Source organism: Brevibacillus laterosporus, assembly GCF_030489605.1.
Classification (GTDB): Bacteria; Bacillota; Bacilli; order Brevibacillales; family Brevibacillaceae; genus Brevibacillus_B; species Brevibacillus_B laterosporus_E.
Genome location: NZ_JAUKFY010000039.1, coordinates 1 through 18,944 on the forward strand (window position 1 = coordinate 1; position 18,944 = coordinate 18,944).

General features: G+C 37.6%; 36 protein-coding genes and 1 pseudogene. 31 read left to right on the top strand and 6 right to left on the bottom strand.

Annotated features, from left to right (window positions below; translation table 11 throughout):
- Positions 1-106: 106 nt before the first annotated feature.
- From QZ995_RS22830 to QZ995_RS22845, 4 genes are all read right to left on the bottom strand, one after another.
- The gene (locus tag QZ995_RS22830) at positions 107-835 is read right to left on the bottom strand and encodes a site-specific integrase (RefSeq protein WP_301812168.1); all 729 of its coding nucleotides are present in this window, start codon (positions 833-835) and stop codon (positions 107-109) included.
- Positions 799-1,302, bottom strand: a complete 504-nt coding sequence (locus tag QZ995_RS22835; protein ID WP_301812170.1) for a phage integrase N-terminal SAM-like domain-containing protein — start codon at positions 1,300-1,302, stop codon at positions 799-801. The genes QZ995_RS22830 and QZ995_RS22835 overlap by 37 nt, the downstream gene beginning before the upstream one ends.
- Before the next feature lie 132 nt (positions 1,303-1,434).
- Positions 1,435-2,004: a hypothetical protein gene (locus QZ995_RS22840; protein ID WP_301812171.1), complete on the bottom strand. Its 570-nt coding sequence runs from the start codon at positions 2,002-2,004 to the stop codon at positions 1,435-1,437.
- A gap of 76 nt (positions 2,005-2,080) precedes the next feature.
- Positions 2,081-2,446, bottom strand: coding sequence for a helix-turn-helix domain-containing protein (locus QZ995_RS22845; protein ID WP_301812173.1), 366 nt, complete (start codon positions 2,444-2,446; stop codon positions 2,081-2,083).
- Positions 2,447-2,608: 162 nt separating this feature from the next.
- Between QZ995_RS22845 and QZ995_RS22850 the strand changes: the two genes are divergently transcribed.
- The 27 genes and pseudogenes from QZ995_RS22850 (at position 2,609) to QZ995_RS22975 (ending at position 14,166) form a co-directional block, all read left to right on the top strand.
- The gene (locus QZ995_RS22850; protein WP_301812175.1) at positions 2,609-2,851 is read left to right on the top strand and encodes a helix-turn-helix domain-containing protein; all 243 of its coding nucleotides are present in this window, start codon (positions 2,609-2,611) and stop codon (positions 2,849-2,851) included.
- An 11-nt stretch (positions 2,852-2,862) separates the two neighbouring features.
- Positions 2,863-3,051, top strand: a complete 189-nt coding sequence (locus tag QZ995_RS22855; RefSeq protein ID WP_301812177.1) for a helix-turn-helix domain-containing protein — start codon at positions 2,863-2,865, stop codon at positions 3,049-3,051.
- Positions 3,052-3,183: 132 nt separating this feature from the next.
- Complete coding sequence (locus QZ995_RS22860) at positions 3,184-3,432, top strand: helix-turn-helix domain-containing protein (protein WP_301812178.1); 249 nt, start codon at positions 3,184-3,186, stop codon at positions 3,430-3,432.
- A gap of 22 nt (positions 3,433-3,454) precedes the next feature.
- The gene (locus QZ995_RS22865) at positions 3,455-3,643 is read left to right on the top strand and encodes a hypothetical protein (RefSeq protein ID WP_064016976.1); all 189 of its coding nucleotides are present in this window, start codon (positions 3,455-3,457) and stop codon (positions 3,641-3,643) included.
- Positions 3,644-3,647: 4 nt separating this feature from the next.
- Positions 3,648-3,821, top strand: a complete 174-nt coding sequence (locus QZ995_RS22870; RefSeq protein WP_157452806.1) for a hypothetical protein — start codon at positions 3,648-3,650, stop codon at positions 3,819-3,821.
- A gap of 59 nt (positions 3,822-3,880) precedes the next feature.
- Entirely contained in the window at positions 3,881-4,249 is a 369-nt protein-coding gene (locus QZ995_RS22875; protein ID WP_301812182.1) for a replication terminator protein, read from the top strand.
- A gap of 25 nt (positions 4,250-4,274) precedes the next feature.
- Positions 4,275-4,982 (top strand): hypothetical protein, encoded by a 708-nt coding sequence (locus QZ995_RS22880; protein ID WP_301812183.1) that lies wholly within the window; start codon positions 4,275-4,277, stop codon positions 4,980-4,982.
- An 88-nt stretch (positions 4,983-5,070) separates the two neighbouring features.
- Entirely contained in the window at positions 5,071-5,319 is a 249-nt protein-coding gene (locus tag QZ995_RS22885; protein WP_301812184.1) for a hypothetical protein, read from the top strand.
- Positions 5,303-5,560: a hypothetical protein gene (locus QZ995_RS22890; protein WP_301812186.1), complete on the top strand. Its 258-nt coding sequence runs from the start codon at positions 5,303-5,305 to the stop codon at positions 5,558-5,560. The genes QZ995_RS22885 and QZ995_RS22890 overlap by 17 nt, the downstream gene beginning before the upstream one ends.
- 136 nt (positions 5,561-5,696) lie before the next feature.
- Entirely contained in the window at positions 5,697-6,041 is a 345-nt protein-coding gene (locus tag QZ995_RS22895; RefSeq protein ID WP_301812187.1) for a siphovirus Gp157 family protein, read from the top strand.
- 10 nt (positions 6,042-6,051) lie between these two features.
- Positions 6,052-6,663: an ERF family protein gene (locus QZ995_RS22900; protein WP_301812188.1), complete on the top strand. Its 612-nt coding sequence runs from the start codon at positions 6,052-6,054 to the stop codon at positions 6,661-6,663.
- Positions 6,656-7,069, top strand: a complete 414-nt coding sequence (locus QZ995_RS22905; protein ID WP_301812189.1) for a single-stranded DNA-binding protein — start codon at positions 6,656-6,658, stop codon at positions 7,067-7,069. The genes QZ995_RS22900 and QZ995_RS22905 overlap by 8 nt, the downstream gene beginning before the upstream one ends.
- Positions 7,070-7,129: 60 nt before the next feature.
- Positions 7,130-8,071, top strand: coding sequence for a hypothetical protein (locus QZ995_RS22910; RefSeq protein WP_301812190.1), 942 nt, complete (start codon positions 7,130-7,132; stop codon positions 8,069-8,071).
- A complete protein-coding gene (locus QZ995_RS22915) occupies positions 7,989-8,543 on the top strand; it encodes an ATP-binding protein (protein ID WP_301812192.1) in 555 nt (184 codons plus the stop codon). Before QZ995_RS22910 ends, QZ995_RS22915 begins: the two co-directional genes overlap by 83 nt.
- A gap of 198 nt (positions 8,544-8,741) precedes the next feature.
- Positions 8,742-9,011 (top strand): hypothetical protein, encoded by a 270-nt coding sequence (locus QZ995_RS22920; RefSeq protein WP_301812193.1) that lies wholly within the window; start codon positions 8,742-8,744, stop codon positions 9,009-9,011.
- 12 nt (positions 9,012-9,023) lie between these two features.
- Positions 9,024-9,575, top strand: a pseudogene (locus QZ995_RS22925) (ORF6N domain-containing protein); the annotation flags it as partial.
- Positions 9,576-9,610: 35 nt separating this feature from the next.
- Positions 9,611-9,757: an ORF6C domain-containing protein gene (locus QZ995_RS23925; protein ID WP_366919721.1), complete on the top strand. Its 147-nt coding sequence runs from the start codon at positions 9,611-9,613 to the stop codon at positions 9,755-9,757.
- Positions 9,758-9,759: 2 nt separating this feature from the next.
- Positions 9,760-9,951, top strand: coding sequence for a hypothetical protein (locus tag QZ995_RS22930; RefSeq protein WP_301812195.1), 192 nt, complete (start codon positions 9,760-9,762; stop codon positions 9,949-9,951).
- A 165-nt stretch (positions 9,952-10,116) separates the two neighbouring features.
- On the top strand, positions 10,117-10,641 hold the full coding sequence (locus tag QZ995_RS22935; RefSeq protein WP_301812196.1) for a Holliday junction resolvase RecU: 525 nt from the start codon (positions 10,117-10,119) through the stop codon (positions 10,639-10,641).
- Entirely contained in the window at positions 10,642-10,917 is a 276-nt protein-coding gene (locus QZ995_RS22940) for a helix-turn-helix domain containing protein (RefSeq protein WP_301812197.1), read from the top strand.
- Positions 10,918-11,389: 472 nt separating this feature from the next.
- Positions 11,390-11,665 (top strand): hypothetical protein, encoded by a 276-nt coding sequence (locus QZ995_RS22945; protein WP_301812199.1) that lies wholly within the window; start codon positions 11,390-11,392, stop codon positions 11,663-11,665.
- Positions 11,666-12,049: 384 nt separating this feature from the next.
- A complete protein-coding gene (locus QZ995_RS22950) occupies positions 12,050-12,331 on the top strand; it encodes a hypothetical protein (RefSeq protein WP_301812201.1) in 282 nt (93 codons plus the stop codon).
- Between the two features lie 29 nt (positions 12,332-12,360).
- Positions 12,361-12,540, top strand: coding sequence for a DUF6877 family protein (locus QZ995_RS22955; protein WP_301812203.1), 180 nt, complete (start codon positions 12,361-12,363; stop codon positions 12,538-12,540).
- A gap of 16 nt (positions 12,541-12,556) precedes the next feature.
- Positions 12,557-12,757, top strand: coding sequence for a hypothetical protein (locus QZ995_RS22960; RefSeq protein WP_301812205.1), 201 nt, complete (start codon positions 12,557-12,559; stop codon positions 12,755-12,757).
- A gap of 35 nt (positions 12,758-12,792) precedes the next feature.
- A complete protein-coding gene (locus tag QZ995_RS22965) occupies positions 12,793-13,107 on the top strand; it encodes a helix-turn-helix domain-containing protein (RefSeq protein ID WP_301812207.1) in 315 nt (104 codons plus the stop codon).
- Positions 13,100-13,456, top strand: a complete 357-nt coding sequence (locus tag QZ995_RS22970; protein ID WP_301812208.1) for a hypothetical protein — start codon at positions 13,100-13,102, stop codon at positions 13,454-13,456. Before QZ995_RS22965 ends, QZ995_RS22970 begins: the two co-directional genes overlap by 8 nt.
- 320 nt (positions 13,457-13,776) lie before the next feature.
- Positions 13,777-14,166, top strand: coding sequence for an ArpU family phage packaging/lysis transcriptional regulator (locus QZ995_RS22975; protein WP_258425386.1), 390 nt, complete (start codon positions 13,777-13,779; stop codon positions 14,164-14,166).
- 390 nt (positions 14,167-14,556) lie between these two features.
- On the opposite strand, the gene QZ995_RS22980 is transcribed toward QZ995_RS22975, so the two are convergent.
- Positions 14,557-14,694 carry a hypothetical protein gene (locus tag QZ995_RS22980; protein WP_301812209.1) on the bottom strand — a complete coding sequence of 46 codons (138 nt, stop codon included), beginning with the start codon at positions 14,692-14,694 and terminating at the stop codon, positions 14,557-14,559.
- An 83-nt stretch (positions 14,695-14,777) separates the two neighbouring features.
- On the opposite strand from QZ995_RS22980, the gene QZ995_RS22985 reads away from it, so the two are divergent.
- Both QZ995_RS22985 and QZ995_RS22990 read left to right on the top strand, forming a co-directional pair.
- Positions 14,778-15,527 (top strand): hypothetical protein, encoded by a 750-nt coding sequence (locus QZ995_RS22985; RefSeq protein WP_301812210.1) that lies wholly within the window; start codon positions 14,778-14,780, stop codon positions 15,525-15,527.
- Positions 15,528-15,698: 171 nt separating this feature from the next.
- Entirely contained in the window at positions 15,699-16,463 is a 765-nt protein-coding gene (locus tag QZ995_RS22990) for a hypothetical protein (protein WP_301812212.1), read from the top strand.
- 32 nt (positions 16,464-16,495) lie between these two features.
- On the opposite strand, the gene QZ995_RS22995 is transcribed toward QZ995_RS22990, so the two are convergent.
- Positions 16,496-17,104 (bottom strand): hypothetical protein, encoded by a 609-nt coding sequence (locus QZ995_RS22995; RefSeq protein WP_301812214.1) that lies wholly within the window; start codon positions 17,102-17,104, stop codon positions 16,496-16,498.
- A gap of 272 nt (positions 17,105-17,376) precedes the next feature.
- Between QZ995_RS22995 and QZ995_RS23000 the strand changes: the two genes are divergently transcribed.
- The gene (locus tag QZ995_RS23000) at positions 17,377-17,652 is read left to right on the top strand and encodes a hypothetical protein (protein WP_301812216.1); all 276 of its coding nucleotides are present in this window, start codon (positions 17,377-17,379) and stop codon (positions 17,650-17,652) included.
- A 313-nt stretch (positions 17,653-17,965) separates the two neighbouring features.
- Positions 17,966-18,517 carry a copper amine oxidase N-terminal domain-containing protein gene (locus tag QZ995_RS23005; RefSeq protein ID WP_301812217.1) on the top strand — a complete coding sequence of 184 codons (552 nt, stop codon included), beginning with the start codon at positions 17,966-17,968 and terminating at the stop codon, positions 18,515-18,517.
- Positions 18,518-18,944: the final 427 nt, after the last annotated feature.

An 18,944-nucleotide genomic window follows, 5' to 3' on the forward strand; every position in this document is an offset into this window, starting at 1 on the left:
CAGGGTGGGGGTCGCTGGTTCGAACCCAGTCCGGATCACCATAACAGAAACGTTAAAAGCCTTGATAATCAAGGCTTTTTTTGATGTAACAGGGTTGTTTAATTTACTAGCACAGGCTCTTAAATGCTAACTTGGGGACCGATATATTTTGTAGGAGAGAATCAAAATGTTTGGCGGTTTCTTTATCAGCAGAAAGTAATACATGAGCATAGATATCATTAGTTGTAGAAGTTTTCGCATGTCCCAATCTTTGACTAACAATCTTAGTGTGTACACCTTGGTTGATAAGTAATGTAGCTGATGTGTGGCGTAAGTCGTGAAAACGAATATATCTTAATGAGTGTCTTTTTGTAAATCGTGACCACCATGTTTTTACGCTTGAGGGATATAGAGGCTTACCATGCCAAGAAGTAAATACAAAAAACCTTTCGCCACCTTCCCATAGTTCCTCTGCTTTAAGCCGATCTTTCATTGCTTGTTTTTTTAATTCTTTTAGGTCTGGTATTAGACTTAAAGGAATAGATACTTTTCTCTTGGAGTTTTTTGTCTTAGGCTCTTTGATTAGGTATCCAGACTCTTTGGAATAGGATAGTGAATGTTTAATATAGATATAACTTTCCTCGAAGTTCACATTATCCCATTCTAAGGCAAGTAATTCACCTCTTCTCAGACCACAAGTAAGGGCAAGTGTCACCATAGTTCTCCACATTAAGGATTTTTTCTCTAGTGCTATAAAGAGCAGTCGAATCTCTTCTTCTTCATAAACTGACATTTCTTCTTGTTCAACCTTAGGCTTTTTTAAGGATTCCATTGGATGTTTTTTATGACTTTCCATTCTACAGCACGATTGAAAATATTTTTAAGAACTTTATGGATGTATTCGATCATACTAGAAGAAAGCTTTCCTTCTCTGTTATCGTTTCTATTACCTTCGCCCTGAAGCTTATTAATGAAGGTGATTATATGGAGTGGCTTTATTTGATCTAATCTCATATGCCCGAATTCAGGAAGAATTCTATTATTGATTTGAATAAGATAATTCTCCAATGTTTTAGGAGCTAATTCCCTTTTAGCATATTTTTCGTTCCACTCGTCTACAAAAGTAGCTAATGTCATCTTCTCTGGAGCAATGTATTCTCCTGCCTCCACTTCAATGATAAATTTAGCTAATTCCTTTTCTGCTTCACGTTTACCTACACCTTTAATAGTCTTTGTACGCTTAATTCGTTTGCCATTTGCATCATAGCCAGCTTCCACTACTAAACGAAAAGAGTCTTTACCGCGTTTTTCAATGCTAGCCAATCTCTCCACCTCATTTTCAGATTTTATATGTAGTAATTCCTTACGTTTTGCAAAAAGTAATGGAATATGAAAGAACCTCAAAGTTATTACCAATTTTATAAGAACAAATAAGGAGTGTGATAAACAGCTACTTTAGCTAATAACGACTTCTCTTTCTGTTTCAAACTTCCTTTTAAGCGCCAGACGAAAAAGTGTTTTCGTTTCGTCTGACCAGTTTTCTGGATTGGACTTTCTATACCATTCCTGAAGATGTGCTGAAATAGTAAGTCGGTATTCTTCCTGTTGAATACGTGCTTTAATTTGTTTAAAGCGATGTGTGGCAAGTTCAATGGGAACTCTGAATATATGACTTATATATTGAGATATGTCTTTTTCATACAGAGGGAGATCGAGTTCTCTGACCATATAAAACGGTATTGAAGAGTACAATTGAAAATGAAAAGCTTGTGCCTCTTGTAAATCGCAGAATGCTCCACGTATAGCTATCTCATCTAAACGATTATTCAACACTATAAGAAATTCATTAGTTCCATCATCAATCCATCTGGCATGAGAATTTGTTGGTAGATAGATAACCTCTCCTCCAAAGAAAGATGAAATCTGTTCAATATCAAGATCATTAGGAGTGCAAATAGAGTTTCGGAGGTAAGTTGAGTTAATCCAATCTTCTAACGGCATTGTCTTATAAAGTGAAAAATCCATGATGTCTCCTCTTTCCTCAAACGTACGTTCGTATTTATGGTTGAAAATAATAGCCCATAGGGCTAAGAGGTTTTTATTATTTTTTTGATCGCTTTTCTTTTAGCTTTCTAAAGAGTATCAGACTCTCTTTCAGGTATTCCTCTTCTTCCTCAGTGAGTTCTTTTTCTCCTCCATCAGAAAAGGCTAAACCTATATTTGAATCATTATCGGCATTAAGCCCTGTATTTTTGGGGCTTGGATCATTTGTCCTGCCGAGCAAATAATCAGATGTTACATCAAAAATATCCGCAACTTTATTAAGCAAGTAATCTTCTACATCACGCTTCCCAGCTTCAATTCTTGATAACACACTGTTATTTATACCTAATCTTTCAGCAAGATAAATTTGAGACCATTCTCTTTTTTCGCGTAGCATTTTGATTATTGGTCCAGCGATAGACATCTCCAAACCTCCTTTCCGTTTCAGCAATACCATTCTATCAATTTTCTAAAATAGAAAAAAGTTATTTGCTAAAATAGAAAACAAAATGTTTACTTTGCTGTTTTGGCAATGTAATATAAAAATATAATCTTGCTGAAATAGCAAAGGTGGTGAGAGTTAAAATTGAAACAAATAAACTTAGAATATATCACTAATCGTAGAACTGAATTAGGTATAACATTGCAAGAGATGGCAGAAACACTAGGTTTTAAGAACGCATCAACTTATATGAAGTATGAAAGAGGTACTTATTGTTTTAAAGCAAACCATGTTCCTGCTCTTTCAAAGAAACTTAATTGTAAGATAGATAAGCTTTTTTTTGAAAATACCATTGCTAAAACAGCAAAAAATAAACAACCTGCATAGGAGTGATTAATATGACAAAAACCACAATGTCCGTTTCTGAACTAGCAACTTATTTAGGTGTTAGTACCGACACGATCTATAGAGTGGTTCAAAGAAAGCAAATACCAAATACAAGAGTTAGAGGGCGTATCTTTTTTCGAAAGGAAGTTATCGACGAATGGATGCGTAAATCCGAAGAAGAAAGTTACCAAGTCGGATAAAAAATTCCCCCAGGTGAGCAGCCCGAGGGAAAGCATGGAAGATGAACACAACTTAATTGTAAAACTATTTATCAAATTTGGCTGTTCTTATTTGGAACAAATTGGAACAAGTTTGAAGAAGGAGAGAGAAAAGTGAAGAAGTTCGGAGCGATACTGCACGCTTGCAGAGAAAGAGCAGGGTTAAGCCAAGAACAATTAGCCGAAAAGCTCAATCGTTCAAGAAGTTGCATAAGCAAGATGGAAACAGACAAAAAAGTGCCTGACTTTCCAACGGCACTCGCTTGGATAGAAGCCACAGGAGCTAAGGAGGTGGCTGTAGCGTTCTTCTGTGGAATGGATGGGACATCTATAATGCAAAACGTTCTATCAGTAATGGTGTAAAGGAGGTGAAAAGGTGAAAGAAATGCTGGATGGTTTGGACGAAGAGGAGCTATATCACATTGTAAATGGGATGCTCGATCAATCTGAGATAAGCCTCCAGAATGGCGATCCTATTGACGCTAAAAAGAAGCAAATCATAGCAGAAAAGGTTTTAAACATTAAGTTATCAAGACAAGCTGAACAAATTGAAAGAATCCTGAAAGGGAGGTGAAAAAGTGAGTATTGAGACTGCTGAAAGAAAGCTCTTGTTCTATCAAAGAATGATGGTCATAGCCAAAACAGATGGAGACAACATTGCATATGAAATTTATAGGCAGATCACTCGTGAGATCGAAAAAACGATAAGAGAGCATGAAAAAACCGCCTGCGACCAACAGACGGCATCGTAACACAATTTATCTACTTATAGGATAGCAAAATAGATATTTATAAACAAGGAGGAATATTCATGATCAGTTTAGATGATTTTGCAGAAGGGGCCGTAGCAGAAGCTTTTCGTATTGAGTTATCAAAAGTTCTTACTAATATCGCTGATCCTAATACTGATGCTAATAAGGTCAGAAAGCTTTCTATCACAGTAGCTATAAAAGCTGATGAAAAACGAGATATTGCTGCTGTACAGGTGCAAACCAAATCAACCCTGATTCCTGCAAAGCCAATAGAAACTAAGTTAATCATGGATTATGACAACAACGGACAAGTCATAGGGGCTGAATTGAAATCAGGCATGAAAGGTCAGACCTATATAACACCTGATGGTGAAATTGCTGATGATAAAGGGAATGTGATTACAGATAACGTGGTTAGTTTTAAATAAAAATGGATATAGAGGAGTGTTTTGAATGTTGAAAAGTGCACTGGAATATTTAATCGGTTTAGGGAACGTAGAAATTCGGGATATCGGTGGACAAGCCTTTTCTACCCAGAAGCTACACCATGTTTCGGCATCGGTTCCGAGTTCCATCTCAATAAATAGCTTATCAGGGCTAATCGAATACATTAAATCAAATTTTGATGGGGATAAAGAACTGATGATTCATGTTGTTTCACCAACAGAAGTACAATGCTTCACTACATTTAATCGAGATTATCAAAGAAACTTCATGATTTGTGCAGAGGCAATGATTCCTCAATTTAGATTTGATAATTGGTATGATCCAGAAAATTTTAACATCAAGTTACAATCTTGCTTTGTAGCTAATGAGGATCGGGACATTATGTTAAAGGTTGTTGGCAATATCAAAGAGGAAAGTGTAAACACCGTTGGTGATGATGGAGTTTCCCAAGCTGTGGTAGCTAAAACAGGTGTGGCAACGGTAGCAAATGTAAAAGTACCTAATCCAGTATTGCTTAAACCATACCGTACTTTTGTTGAAGTTGATCAACCAGAGAGTGAGTTTATCTTCCGTATGAAATCCGGGCCAAGTTGCGCCTTGTTTGAAGCTGATGGAGGAGCGTGGAAGCTAGAAGCTATGAGAAATATCAAAGAGTTTTTAGCAGAAAATCTACAAGAACAAGTGGAAACCCAAAAGGTAGTAATCATCGCTTAAACAATAAAAAATCCTCTGCTACCAACAGGGGACCCCGAAACAAAAATTTGTACCTCTACAATACCAAATAATCGGAGGTTGGACAAGCATGGAACGAAATTTTAGAACCGTTCAAATGGAGCTAAATGAACAAAATCGTGCTATCGAGCGCTTAAATACAGAAATTATATCAATGGATGAAGACATGCGAGCCTTAGAAGAAAAGTTAAACAAGATCGGCAGAGAGCTTGCTGAAATGGAATCAACAAGAAATGGTTTACGGGAAGAGTTATGGCGCCGCGAAGATTATGTAGCAGCTTTAGTACGGGAGGGAAAACAGTATGCCAGCATTGCATGATTTTCCACAACATGTAGAGCGTGTTGAACCTGATCAGCAAGGATATCTCCTGCATGGTATTAAAGCCTTTAATGAACCGGGGGATGAGTTACGGGAGAAGGTAGAAAGCATTAGTGAGGATCTAGAATACCTAACCTCATCTTGGGAGGAATTTTCAACAGAACAAAACCTTGAATACCTAGTGGATGTAAAAAAACACTTTGACAACGTGATGAAGCTCTACGGAGGTGTTGGACTATGAGGCTGTATGAACTAGCTGACGCTTACGCCGAGGTTGCGCAAATCATATTAGATGATGAGACACCAACAGAGGCTCTAGTTAACACTTCCAAGCTTTAGAGGATGCTATCGAAAATAAGGCTGATAACATTGCTAAAATGGTGCGGAATATCGCGGCTGAGGTTGATGCGATTAAGCTTGAAGAGGCTCGCCTAGATGAACGTAGGAGACGCCTAGAAAAGAAGCAGGAGGGCTTAAAACTCCATCTTAAAGAGAAGCTAGAGCTTGCTGGATTACAAAAGGTCCAAACGCCAATCTTCACTATTTCAGTTAGAAAAAGTCCGGGTTCAGTACAGGTGGTAAACGAAATTGAAATCCCTCAAATGTTCTGGGTAACGCCACCGCCAATTCTGGATAAAAAGTCGATGTCAGAACGTTTGAAATCAGGTGAGGAAATACCAGGTGTAACGCTAGTAAAAGGTACTTCCTTACAGATCAAATAGGAGTGAGAACATGAGTGTATACAAAAAAATTCTCGCTGTTATGAATGATGTTTCCTATCTCCAGAAAGATGACCAAGTGGAGTTTAAAACCACGAAATATAAGGCTATTTCAGAAGAGAAAGTAACGTCTGCTGTAGGAAAAGCAATGCGAGAACATGGGCTTGTGATAATCCCTATCCATCAAGAGCATTCCAAAGTGGACCAGCTTACCACAGTGAATGTTCGGTACCGGATTGTTGATGTAGATACAGGAGACAGCATAGAAGCTGTTTCAAGTGGAATAGGGGCAGATACACAAGATAAAGGTGTAGGTAAGGCTATGACATATGCCTATAAATATCTACTTCTAAGAACCTTTGCAATCCCTACAGGAGAAGACCCAGACAAAGTAAGTTCTGCTGAATTAGATGAAAATAAGCCAAAAGCTCAATCAAAGGCTCAACCGAACGTTAACGACAGTAAAGAAGCTGTATTAAAAGCTAAGTGGCAACTGGTGGGGTACTCGTTAGGTGACTTTGATGAATGGCACCAGAATCAGATAGAAAGAGGATATAACGAAAATCAAATGGAGGCTTACCTTACAAGGAAAATAAAAGAAAGGGAGGCAGCTAGAAGTGCTTAACCGAGTAATCCTGATTGGTCGCCTTACTAAAGATCCTGACATGAAATACACACCTAACGGCGTAGCAGTTACAACCTTCACGATTGCAGTTGATCGTAGATTCTCTGGTCAAAGTGGAGAGAAAGAAACTGACTTTATTGGAATAGTTGCATGGAGGCAATTGGCTGATCTTTGTACTAACTACCTTAGAAAAGGTAAGCAATGTGCTGTAGAAGGACGCTTACAAACGAGAAGCTATGACAACAAAGAAGGAAAGAAAGTATTTGTAACTGAGGTTGTAGCTGATAACGTGCAGTTCCTAGGTAGTAGAGATGGACAAGCTCAACAAAGCAATAGTCGATCATTTGATGACCCTTTCGCTAGTGACAAACCAATCAATATTTCAGATGATGACTTACCTTTCTAGGATGGTGAAAATTGATGTTTAAGTATCGAGGAGCATCGTAATAAGAGGGGAGCGCGAAGGATGGACACAACAGATAAATACGGGGCGGGCTTCGTGGTCATCCCCCGTATAACCTTTGAACATTTTATAGATGAGGTGCTTTATAACTACCTGATGAAGGGTGCGAATTACAAGGCATCTAGTGAGTGCCAGAGAGGACAAATGATTGTCTCGGTTAGGAAATTACCCGAAGTAATGGGATGGACTTACCAGCAGATCAGGACTTCACTAGACAGATTATCAAGCAACCATCTAATCAAAATGGAGCAGATAAAATACAAAGGCAACAAAGCTTCACTAATCACAATTGTAAATTATGACGGGTTTCAGCAGCTGGAAAACTACTCAAAAATTAACGCACCGAACAGCGCACCGAACAACGCTAATAGAACAGCAGTTAAACAACAAGATAAACAACAAGATAAACAACAAGTAAAACATATAAAAGAATCTTGTCGGAATCGACAAGACATTACCTCTTTTGTTGACTCGCAACAGCTCCTCAACCGGATTGAATTGCCTAATCGTTTGTTTGTTGAATACTTCGATCTGGTGAGACTTCAAAGAAAATCAGGAAAGATAGCAAACAGCGTTCTTGAAGGGCTATGGGGCAGGCTAGCTAAACATGCTATTGATTCTAAGCAAACAGCAGAAGCAAATCAGGCCATCGTCACCTATGCGCTATCTACATACATTGTGGACTACGGTCATAAGCCTGCTGAGTATGCATTCGGTATCATTCGCAACACAAGCGAGCCAGAAGCAAGACAGGGGCTTATCAGATTGCAGAACATGAAAGAAGACAAATCCTCTAGAGGTGATAAATATGATCCAAGCAGGGGCGGGGCTAGAAGAAAAGTTCCGGGAGTTGCAAAGAAAAATGGCGATCAATTCGCCCACCTCAACATCAATTCAGTACCAGTGCTTAAAGTGCAAGGATTTAGGTGGGAAGATGTCCAGTGATGAATATGATTGCAAGGGCAAGAAAATTAAGTATGAGATTTGGCAAGAATGCGAGTGCAGAGAACTCAAAAGGATTGAACGTATGTTTCAGTCCAGTCATATCACAGAGGGATTCCGAAAAATGGGATTCAAAAGTTTTATTTGCGACAACAGACCACCAGTCATTCAGCAAGCTTTTGATATTGCGGCCGCATACTTCAAAAATTTTGAACAGATACGAAAAGAGGAACGAAATAGTATAGCTCTTCTAGGGAGACCAGGTTCAGGGAAAACCCACCTACTCATGGCAATATCAAACAACTTAATTAAAAGAGGTGTACCAGTTTTTTACTTCCCGTGGGTTGAGGGTCTTAACGAGTTGAAGGATGATTTTGACCAGTTGAATGCAAAAGTTAGAAGGTTACAAACGGTTGAAGTATTATTTCTGGATGATCTGTTCAAAGAAGAGCAAACCCTACTGATTTTCAACTAGAGCAGCTATTCGCCATCGTTAATTACCGGTATTTAAATAATCTACCAATCTTGGTTTCGTCAGAAAGAACATTCGAGGAAATGTGCATCATTGATGAGGGGACAGGGTCTCGGCTATACAAAATGACAAAAGATTATCGAGTTACATTCGAAGGCGAAGGATTGAACTACAGATTAAAAGATGTGGAGGGATATACACATGTTTAAAAGACTTACCCAAGATGAGCTTAGCCATATGCGTACAGATATCTTTCGTGGGCGTCCAGATAGAGTGACAACCTACGACTTACAACGATTGATGAACGAGCGTGATGCATTTGAATTCATGATGAAACAACAAGAGGCAGGGCAACAACGAATTAATGAGTTTCTAACAGTCCTAGAGATTCAAAGTCAGTTGGAAGAACAGATTAAGGAGCTTAAACAACGGTTGGAAAAATATGAGCCTTCACTAAATCAGGCTGTTTAGGAGGAATCAGGCATGAATCAATTACAAGTAATCGAACACCAAGGTAAACGTGTACTTACTACAAACCAGTTAGCAGAAGTTTATGGAGCAGATGTAAAACATATCCACGACAACTTTCAAAATAATGAAAGTCGATACAAAGTTGGCAAACATTACTTTGTACTACAAGGTGAGGAATTAAGACAGTTTAAAGCTTCTACGCAAATATCGGGGAACCTTAAATTTGCTCCAATCCTATACCTTTGGACGGAAAAAGGCGCGTGGCTTCAAGCGAAATCTCTTAACTCAGACGAGGCGTGGGAAGCCTACGAAATGCTAGTAGATGATTACTATCGGGTGGTAGGACAAGTTTCAAATCTTGGATTAAGCCCTGAGGTTCAAGCGATTTTCTTTCTCGACAAGAAAACTCAGGAGATTGAAAACCGCGTACTCCATTTAGAGCAAACCAAGACAGTAGATTATGGACAACAACAAGTATTGAACACTTTATGCAAACGTCGTGTAGTAGAAATTCTAGGTGGGAAAAGTAGCGCTGCTTATAAGCAATTAAACAACAAACTATTTAGCGCAGCAGGAAAAGCTACCACGGTTATTTCAAGATCAACTCCTATCGTAATACACCAGCAAAAGAATTTGATAAGGCGAAAGAATATCTACAACAGTGGTCTCCACAGGGTGAACTTTTACGTGAAATTGAGGATGCGAACAGTCAATTGAGTTTCTTGTATGACATCAAAGGAGCATAAAAATGAACAACGAGAAAGCAGTATTAGCTTTACAAATTACTTACTTTAAAAATTACATCCATGAGTTAGAAGAAGATATCAAAAACATGCAGTATGACTACTCCAGAAGAATCCTAGAGGGCAGTCTTACAGATTATCAGAAGGGCTTGGCAGAGGTTCAAGCTAGATGGGAGGCGCTAGAATGCGAGAGATAAAGTTTCGTGCATGGGATAAAGAAGATAAATACATGCTTGATTGGGAAATGATCAAGCTTGATGTGGAGTGAAAATTTATCCAAATCATGCGGTAGTCATCGGCAATATCTACGAGCGTCCACATCTGTTAAATCAAGAGTGAGCAAACGGAGGGAGAGCATGAGAATGAACACAAGCTATGCAAATAGAGGAATGGCATTTGAGCAAATGCTAGAGCTAGCAAATAAGCAATACGAACGAAAAGATATCGCAGTAATTAAAAAACTCCCCACTCCTATAAAAGTGTTGAAAACAGAAGGAACAAACATCAAGAAAGCTGTTTATGGTTCAAAATCTACAGTCGATTATTACGGAGTATACAAAGGCAGAGCCATCTTTTTCGAGGCAAAGTCAACTAAGAGTCATACAAGCTTTTCACTAGCAAACATCGGTGATCACCAGTTAGAACATTTGGCAAAGACAGAATTAAATGGCGCCCTGTGCTTCTTTCTAATCGAGTTTGCAAGTAAGAGGGAGGTTTACTTTGTCCCATACTCATTAATTCAAATGTACGTGCTTAACGCCCGTCTAGGAGGCCGTAAAAGCATACCTTATGATGAGTTCGAAATTTACGCTTATCTAGTTCAGAAATCTCAAAGAGCCTCATTGGATTACCTGGTATATGTAGATCGGATGATGGGAGTGGCGTGAATGGGGTACATCTCAGCGAAAAAAGCTAACAAATTAGCTGGTGAAGGTAAATTCAAAGGCCGTCCATTATACATTGCTTGCGAAGAGTACGACTTCATCTGGTTGGAAAGTGAAATAGATACGGTACGGCAGTTATGGAGAAAAGGGATATCTATTGTCGATATTGCTAAAACGGTAAAAAGACATGTTAACGAGGTAGCAATACTCATTATGGATCAAAACGAGCATGGAGAGATTGGAAACCGTAAAGGTGGCGTGTTCGGACATGTTAGTTAACCAATAAATCAAGAGGAGTGAGCCTCAATGGATACACAGGACAATCAAATAGTTAAATTAATGTTGAACAAAGAACAACTAGATTGGCAGAAACAAGTCATTCGTGAGGAGATGGAAACCGAATGAACTACGGCTTTACATGGATAGAGATTGACGATGCTCAGGCGTTGCGAGAGTGGGCGGAGAGCAAGAATTACTCTCCAGACCATGGATAAGCCTCACCAGCTCTTCCAAATACCAAATGCACGACATGATACTGCCGCACAGGTAGATCAGGAAAAACAAAACGAACGTTATCGCTGTTTGGGATAGGTTCAACTTCAAAAGGATGCTGTGTAGTCGAAACTTTCGAATTAGCCTAGCAGATCGGCTACACGGCACGATATGAAAAAACGATTTTTGCATGATATCAACTCCTTTTGATAGAGCATATCTCTATCATTTGTGACAAAAATAGGAGGGCGCTAGAAAAATGAATTTAATAAAAATCAGAGGCATCAAAAAAGAAGAAGTAGAGGTGGAAGTTTCGTTAAAAGACTTAGGTTATCAGGTAATACGTGAGGCTTACATGAGTTGTGGTAAACCAGATGACGCGGGATGTGATTGGATGACCGATGGTAAAGGAAATACCTATATTGGCGGTTGCGAGGAGTGGAAAGTAAGCAGTGATCCGTTTGTTGCAAAATTGGTGGACATAGGAAACTTCTTTATCTATGGTAAGGAGCTGAAAATGGAGGAAGCACAATGACCGAACAACTGATTACTCAAACAGTGTAAGGGGCATCGTCATCCCCTTACACCTCAAAAAACTAATTTCTTCGAATGACCAAATATATTAACAAACCAATGATAGGAAAAGCCAATACAACTATTAATGCAATGAGTGAGAATTCCTTACTATTACCTCTACTTCTTGAATCGCGATAGGCCCAGATACTAAAGAAAATATTTAAGAAAATAGGCAGCAATGCAAAAAAACTATGTATAATTTCGCCCATGTCAATCAAGGAAATCACCTGCTTTTTAAGTTTGTGAGACATTTCGATTATATAAAAAAATAGGAAATTGTGTAATTACTTTTTCACTAGGTTAATTTACACAACACGGAATTTTGCAAATGGGAGGTACAGGAATGGTCAACCTAATCAAAATCGAGAAACTAGAGGAAATGACGAAATATGAAGATCCAAGAACCTCTGAAATTCATCATGGGTGTAAAAAATGGACAAGAGGCGTACCTATCATATTAGTAGAAGAATATAAGCAAATAACGGTTACAAATCATTGGGTTTACATTAACAAAAACGATGAACTTGTTTACAACAAAGCAAAAAATTTATGGTGCCAAGGCTCGGAGTTTTACGACATAGGAAAATCACGCATCAAAGAAATTTATATTGTTCAAGCGATTTAACATAACCATTGCTGAAAGGGAGAAGAGCAATGACTTATCTTGAGCAAATAACTAAAATCATGGGACAACTACCACTAGAGGTATTACTAGATATCAATCAACGTATAGGCGATTGGCTTGCAAGTGGAGGAAAAGAGGACGATTTGTATATTCAACAGCAACTAAGATATGCAGAGCGTTTTTTAGAATCGAATAGCAAGACTGAATGAAAGGGAGGAGTTCTATATGAATACATGCACTTGCGGAGGCACACCGTTTACTGATTCTAAATGCAAACCTTGCTTAGAGGCGATTATTCAGAAAGGAAAGGCGCGGATTGTCGAGTTGCAGGAAAGAATCAGTGATATCGAATGCACTTTGGACGATTCTGAATACTATCTTGAACTTTGGAACAAAGGAAAGCACCCAGAGCAGATGGATGTGTAGACAAAACCATTACTTGTGATAAGGGAGGATGCGGAATGATCCAACAGATAGGAAATACGTTGAAAAGACTACGCCTTATATACGGATATACGGCTATTGAGATGAGCAAGGAACTAGGGATTTCTACTAGTTATCTGTCAGAGATTGAAAATAATAAAAAGCAGCCATCGCTTGAATTACTAGAATGTTATGCCAGTGTTCTAGGGTTAAAGAAATCTTCCATATTGCTGTTAGCTGAGCAATTACATGAGGCAGAACAGAATAATAAGGGACATGAGTTTATCAGAAGTTTAATGGTTGGCCTGATTAATTCTATGTCATCTGACGTAGAGGAGGAAGCCAATGAGTAGGGAGATTGACGCGAAAGTAGCCGAGTGCTTGGGGTGGGAAGTGAAAGATGAATCAGTTTACATTAATGGAGAATGGACGTGCAGGATAGACGAACTGAAATTTTCCTCAACAGGTAACGGCATGCTGATGTTGCTGGAAGAAATAAAAAGCAAACTATGGTGGAACGTAATTTTAGTATCACATTTAAGAGCTTTTAATTTTGATGAAGGTTTTACGGTGAATGTTTTTGATTGTTACAGGGTGATGTTAGCAACACATGAAGAAAAAGAGTCTGCTCCTAGAGCTGTATCATTAGCCGTGTTAAAAGCTAAAGGCATGGACATTGCTCCGTATGTGAGCAGTGTGTAAAAGGAGTGATAAGAATGCCCAGATATTATACAAGCCGTAACTTCCCCGTTTATGATGAGTTTACCGACAATCGAGGGAATGAAATATGTATTCAACATAGCAGCTCCGCTGATGAGCCAGCCACATAGATATATTGTAAAAGAAACGGGAAAGATGATACCCCTCACCTAAATGTAGAAGATGCTAAGAAGGTAAGGGATGCACTAAATGAATTTATCAGTGCTTATGAATAAATAAAAAAAGCCCCCTCATCAGGGAGCCATGGATTTAGTCTAGGCAACTAAAGTATACCATGAGCAGATGGTGAGGGGGAATGATTGATGAACACAATGCACGAGCAACTAGCTATGTTTCCACCTGTAGATGAGAAAGCAGTTAGAAGAGTTGTTGCTAAAGAGCTAAAAAAATACAAAGCTTTACGGGTTGCTGTACAGAATAAACAAGAGCAAGCCGAAAATGGGATTGTACAACTGTTTCCGCGTCTTAATCCAACTGAGATGGCAAACAACCTGAAGGCACAACAAATAGAACGAGCTTTGCAGTATTCGTTGGACGAAATAGAACGGAAAATCATTGAGGAAAAATACCTCAGCCCAACAAGAGTAAATGACATAAATGTTTATTTAGATTTAGGGTTAACAAAAGATCAATACTATATCAAAAAGGGAGAAGCAATCTCTCAAATTGCAACGGCACTCGGTATCATTTGAGTGCAGCTTTTTTATTTTCCCGACAAAAACCCGACAAAAAGTAGGACAAAAACATGGATAAAAATAGGGATAAAATGCTGGACGTTTTTAAAAGGCGAAATCGGTACTCTTGTATTAAGAACACGAACACGTGTCCTTGGGAGAAGCGCCTATCCCTTATCAACGACGTACTCGAAGCAATCTATGGATGATGATGAATGCTTGCCAAACGAGAGGGGGCATTCGGAGTCTGAACGCGCTGGTCTGCGACGGTTGTAGCGGGGAATTGATAGATTATAGATTTGTTTAGCCGAAGCGGTTGAACAAGCTTGGCGCCCCTCTCGGAGTTTGTAGACCGCTCTTATAAATGGGATGCACCGGACAGAGGAGTATCTTTTGCAAGAATGGCTATTAGTCACTTGCCCTCTGTCCCGTGACACTCATCATATGAATACTCCACTCCTGGTTGTGAGGCAGTAGAATAGGGTCTCGCAGCTCATACCCACCTCCTGGGCAATCGTGACCGTAGCGGCTAAAGGAGTGGATCACGGCGGAGTCCCCTGCCGAAGAAGTGGGAATTTATAGTAGACAGCTTCCTTCTATTACCTCAAAATGGTATTAGGGGGGATAATGTGGATAAGAAAACACTAGAAATGTTAAAAGGGTACACCGGACTAATAGCAATGTGGATTTTTCTTGGAATAGTTGTTGTTAGCTGGTTTAACATATTCATTGATTTCAATGAAAATTTGGATGCTGCGTTAATTGGAGCTGTAGGGTCTATTATTGGAGGAATTATTGGTGGTATTGTTGCTTATTTAGTAGCTGCAAAACAAATCAAAGCGCAACGATTAGAAAATGAAAAGAACGACATAGAATCAAATCGATCATTCTTTGTTGTAGAAGAATTTTATGCTCGTAGTGACCTTTTGAATATAAAAACCAATCCTAATAGTAAACTAATTGAAACTGAGGATTATAAGGAATTAAAAAAGTTGGGAGCTAAAAGGATTTTATTTTTTAAAATACATCATGTTGGTTTGCCAGATATTGTATTTAAATGCCGAATTAGAGCCTTTTTAAATAATGAGTACGGTACTCACCCTTATGAAGTAACCTGCAATATGACATCTCTTGAAAAAGGGATTGAACTTTTTGTTCCAGTAGCCAATCCTAGATTTAAAATATTAACACTAAATAGAATAGAAATTTCTTATAAAACAATAAAAAATGAAAATATCTTGTTTGTTTATGATTCTGAAAGAAAAAATGAAAAGCATATTTTGATGAATAATGAAAATCAAATTATAAAGGAGTTAACAAGTGTAGGAATCGGTAATTGTAATTGGGTATACCCTGCGAAATTTGATTATAAAAGATGAGGAAGCGCCTTGTTAGGTGCTTTTTTTACATCAAGGTGGGATCACATATGGAAATCAAACTACTAAATAAAAAGGTTGTACGATAAAATCGGATAACCTTTTTATGCTCAGCACACAGGGAACTTTCTCAGTGAGGTCATGACTAACTCACTCCCTGTATGGTGGGCTTTTTTGCTACCAAAATATAATAAAGGGCGTGAAGTAATGGCAATTGCAAGCTATTTAGTACGTGATTTACTACAACATTCAGGGTTTTTTGAGGGTCATTATGGCTACTCAAACTTGGCTGGTAACTTTGATGGTCAGGGTATCTCTTTTGGAATTATTCAATTTAACTTTGGACAGAGAACTCTTCAACCAGTTTTAAAACAATATATTTCATATCATGAAAAAGAATTCTACTCTATTTTCGGAAAAGAAAAAGGAGATATCCTTAAAAAAGTAGTTTTTGAGTACGGTTTTAGACAACAGGTTCAATGGGGAGCAAGTATTTCCAATCGTGGAGTAGTAATAAAGGAATGGGAGAAGCCATTCATGGAGATGGGAAGAAGTAGAAATAATCAAAAGTGCCAGGAAGATGTGGCGATGGATTTTGTTAATCGAGCGGAAGGTTTTTGTGATTCATTTGGTATTATTTCAACACAAGGTCTTGCTTTTGTTTTTGATCACGTGGTTCAAAGTTGGAGTTTTAATAATATGCAACGAATTTTGCGTGAAATTCGAGAAAAAGAAGACGAGTATCGTAAAGCACATGATAATAGGTCTATGCCTGATGAAGATCGCTTGAGTATTATTTTAGATTTTATTCCAGATGATGCAGCTCACCAATTTAAAAGACGATCTCTAATCAAACAAGGCTACGGATATTATGGAGATAAGCGTTATGATATCAGTGATTTTGGATATGGGTCATTAAATTACAGTAGTTCATTTTAAAAAATGAGAATGGGGGAATAATCCCCCGTTTTTTATTTTAAAAGTTTAGTAAAATCTGGTTCCTGCTTCAGCTCTAAGGTTTTCTTAATTTTGAAAGTAGGCAGATCAACTATATAGACAGTATATGTTTTATATACCTTGTCACTGTGATGGAAGTCTACATAATGAATAGTAATATAGGAAAGAGCTAACGATTTTTTATCTGATGAAAATTGATAATCTGCAAAAAGGAATGTTTCATTTATGGGTAGTGTTGTGATTTTTTCATTCTCTTTTTTTAGTAAAAGAGAGTTACAAAGTTTAACTCCACATTGATATTTTAGAAGTAAATAGGTTGCATCCTTATTTTCTAAGAGGATCATCCCACGGGTAGCAACACCCAGTTCCATTCTTTTTAGGTTATCATTATCTAACTCTGAGTAGATCTCATTAAATTCTGGTATAGATTTGATTGGTATTTTTATGGTCTTTGTTTTGTCATTATAGTCTTCAAATGTAATATTATCTAAATCTTGTATGGATAAATATTCAGGAGGTGCACCTGTTCCCACTGTAGGTTCTTCTATAGATGGAGAAGCTGCATAGTAATTAAGAAGACCTAAAAGAATAAGTGTAAATAACCCAACTGATCTTACTTTCATAATAGTACCCACCCTCCATATATACCAATTTTTACAAGTATAACATGATAACAAGTAAATATCCTTAGGTATGTGAAATATATTGAGATGGAGTCTATTTCTTGGAGGGTAGGCTTTTTATCATGCAACAGCCCTCTATAGTAGATGATAAGTAAAAGTGATTTAAAATTAGAAGATATAAAATTCTTATTATCATTTATAAGAATCTTCTGTATAATAGAACTTGGATATTATGTAATAATTATCCAACAATTTATTAGAGGAGGCTTATTATGAAAAAAATATTAGCTTCATTAAGTGCGGTAGCAATACTAACTATGGCAGTTCCAGCATTAGCTCAAGGTAATGTAGTGTCTTCCGTTCAACCTAATAAATACTGCAAAGAATGTAATGCTGTCGGTTTTAAGTATCCTAAGAAAGATTATTCTGAAAGTGATTTTGTAGGTACTTATATCACGTATAGTGGTGAGCAATACAAATTTTCGCATATTGATAAGCAGTATACTACAGATACTCATTGGTATACGGTTTGGGTAAAAGAAGAATAAGATATGTTTGAATATTGATCGGATACCAAAGCTACTCACTTATTACTGAGTAGCTTTTTTTGTCATGCAAAAGCCACCTATATGTAGAAGGGTAAATATGAGCGAACACAAGTTGCTATATAAATAGAGTGTCTTTTATACAAATATGAAACATATAAAAAGTAAGTTGAAATAAGAGAGGATGTCACATGTAAGGAAAGAAAGGCTATGGAGAAGGAAGCAATTGACAATGAGATATCTCTAAGTATATCTATAATATGAAGAGGCAGGAAATCTTTGTATTTTCTATTTATTTTAAAAGGAGGAAAACAAAATGTTTAAAAAAAGTAACGCTGCAAAACTAACTGTGTGTTTGGCTCTCATGTGGATGATTGCTATTCCGAAAACAGTAATGGCATTTAAATCGATGCAATATGTGGAGGTAAAGAAGCCAATAACAGTAACGGAGCTTCAACCACAGCACCATGTGGAGGTAAAGATAAATGGTTCGGTAATTAATTTTCCAGATGCTCAACCATACATCGATTCAAGTAGTAAACATACCATGGTACCAATTCGATTTGTAAGTGACGCATTGGATTTGGGTGTGGTATGGGAGTCGGAACCTAATCAAGCTGTTTTTCTATATTATCAAGAAGAAAATATCGTTGCACTAAATGTTGGCGCAAACCGTGCAAACGTAGACGGTGGTTTTTTTACGTTTGATGAAGCTGCAGTAATTAAGGACGATCGTGTTTTTGTACCTCTAGAATTCTTTAGTAAGATTTTGGGGGCAAAAGTGGAATGGGTTCAGAAAGATAAGATAGTACAAATTACCAAAGGTAAGATTGTTGGTGGTATCCCCGTACATTTAATAAATAACTAATTTTAGGTTGAATACATATAAAAATAAACAAAAAACAGTAGCACTTATAATTTCCTTACTCATTTTCCTTGATTTGATTTTATGGGTTTGTACAATTTAACAAGAATAAACCTTTTCTATGTAAACTTAGTAGGTTTATTAATCAACAGTTTCATGTTATTTGTAACAACTAAAACATTGTACAAAAAAGTGGCTTAAGTCGAATGTCAACGCTAGTAGTAGATTGTGAAACCTCCAGATTAATATAACGTATTACTAGAAAAGGTTATTTTTAGGAGGTGTACGATGCCCGAGTTCAATTTAATTCCTGAAGGTGGTCCAGGACAAATATTAACTGTTTTTATTGGTGTGTTAGTAGTATTATCACCGTTCATCGCATTAGCAAAAAAACTAAAAGGTTGATCTAGAGACGCTAACTAAGCGTCTT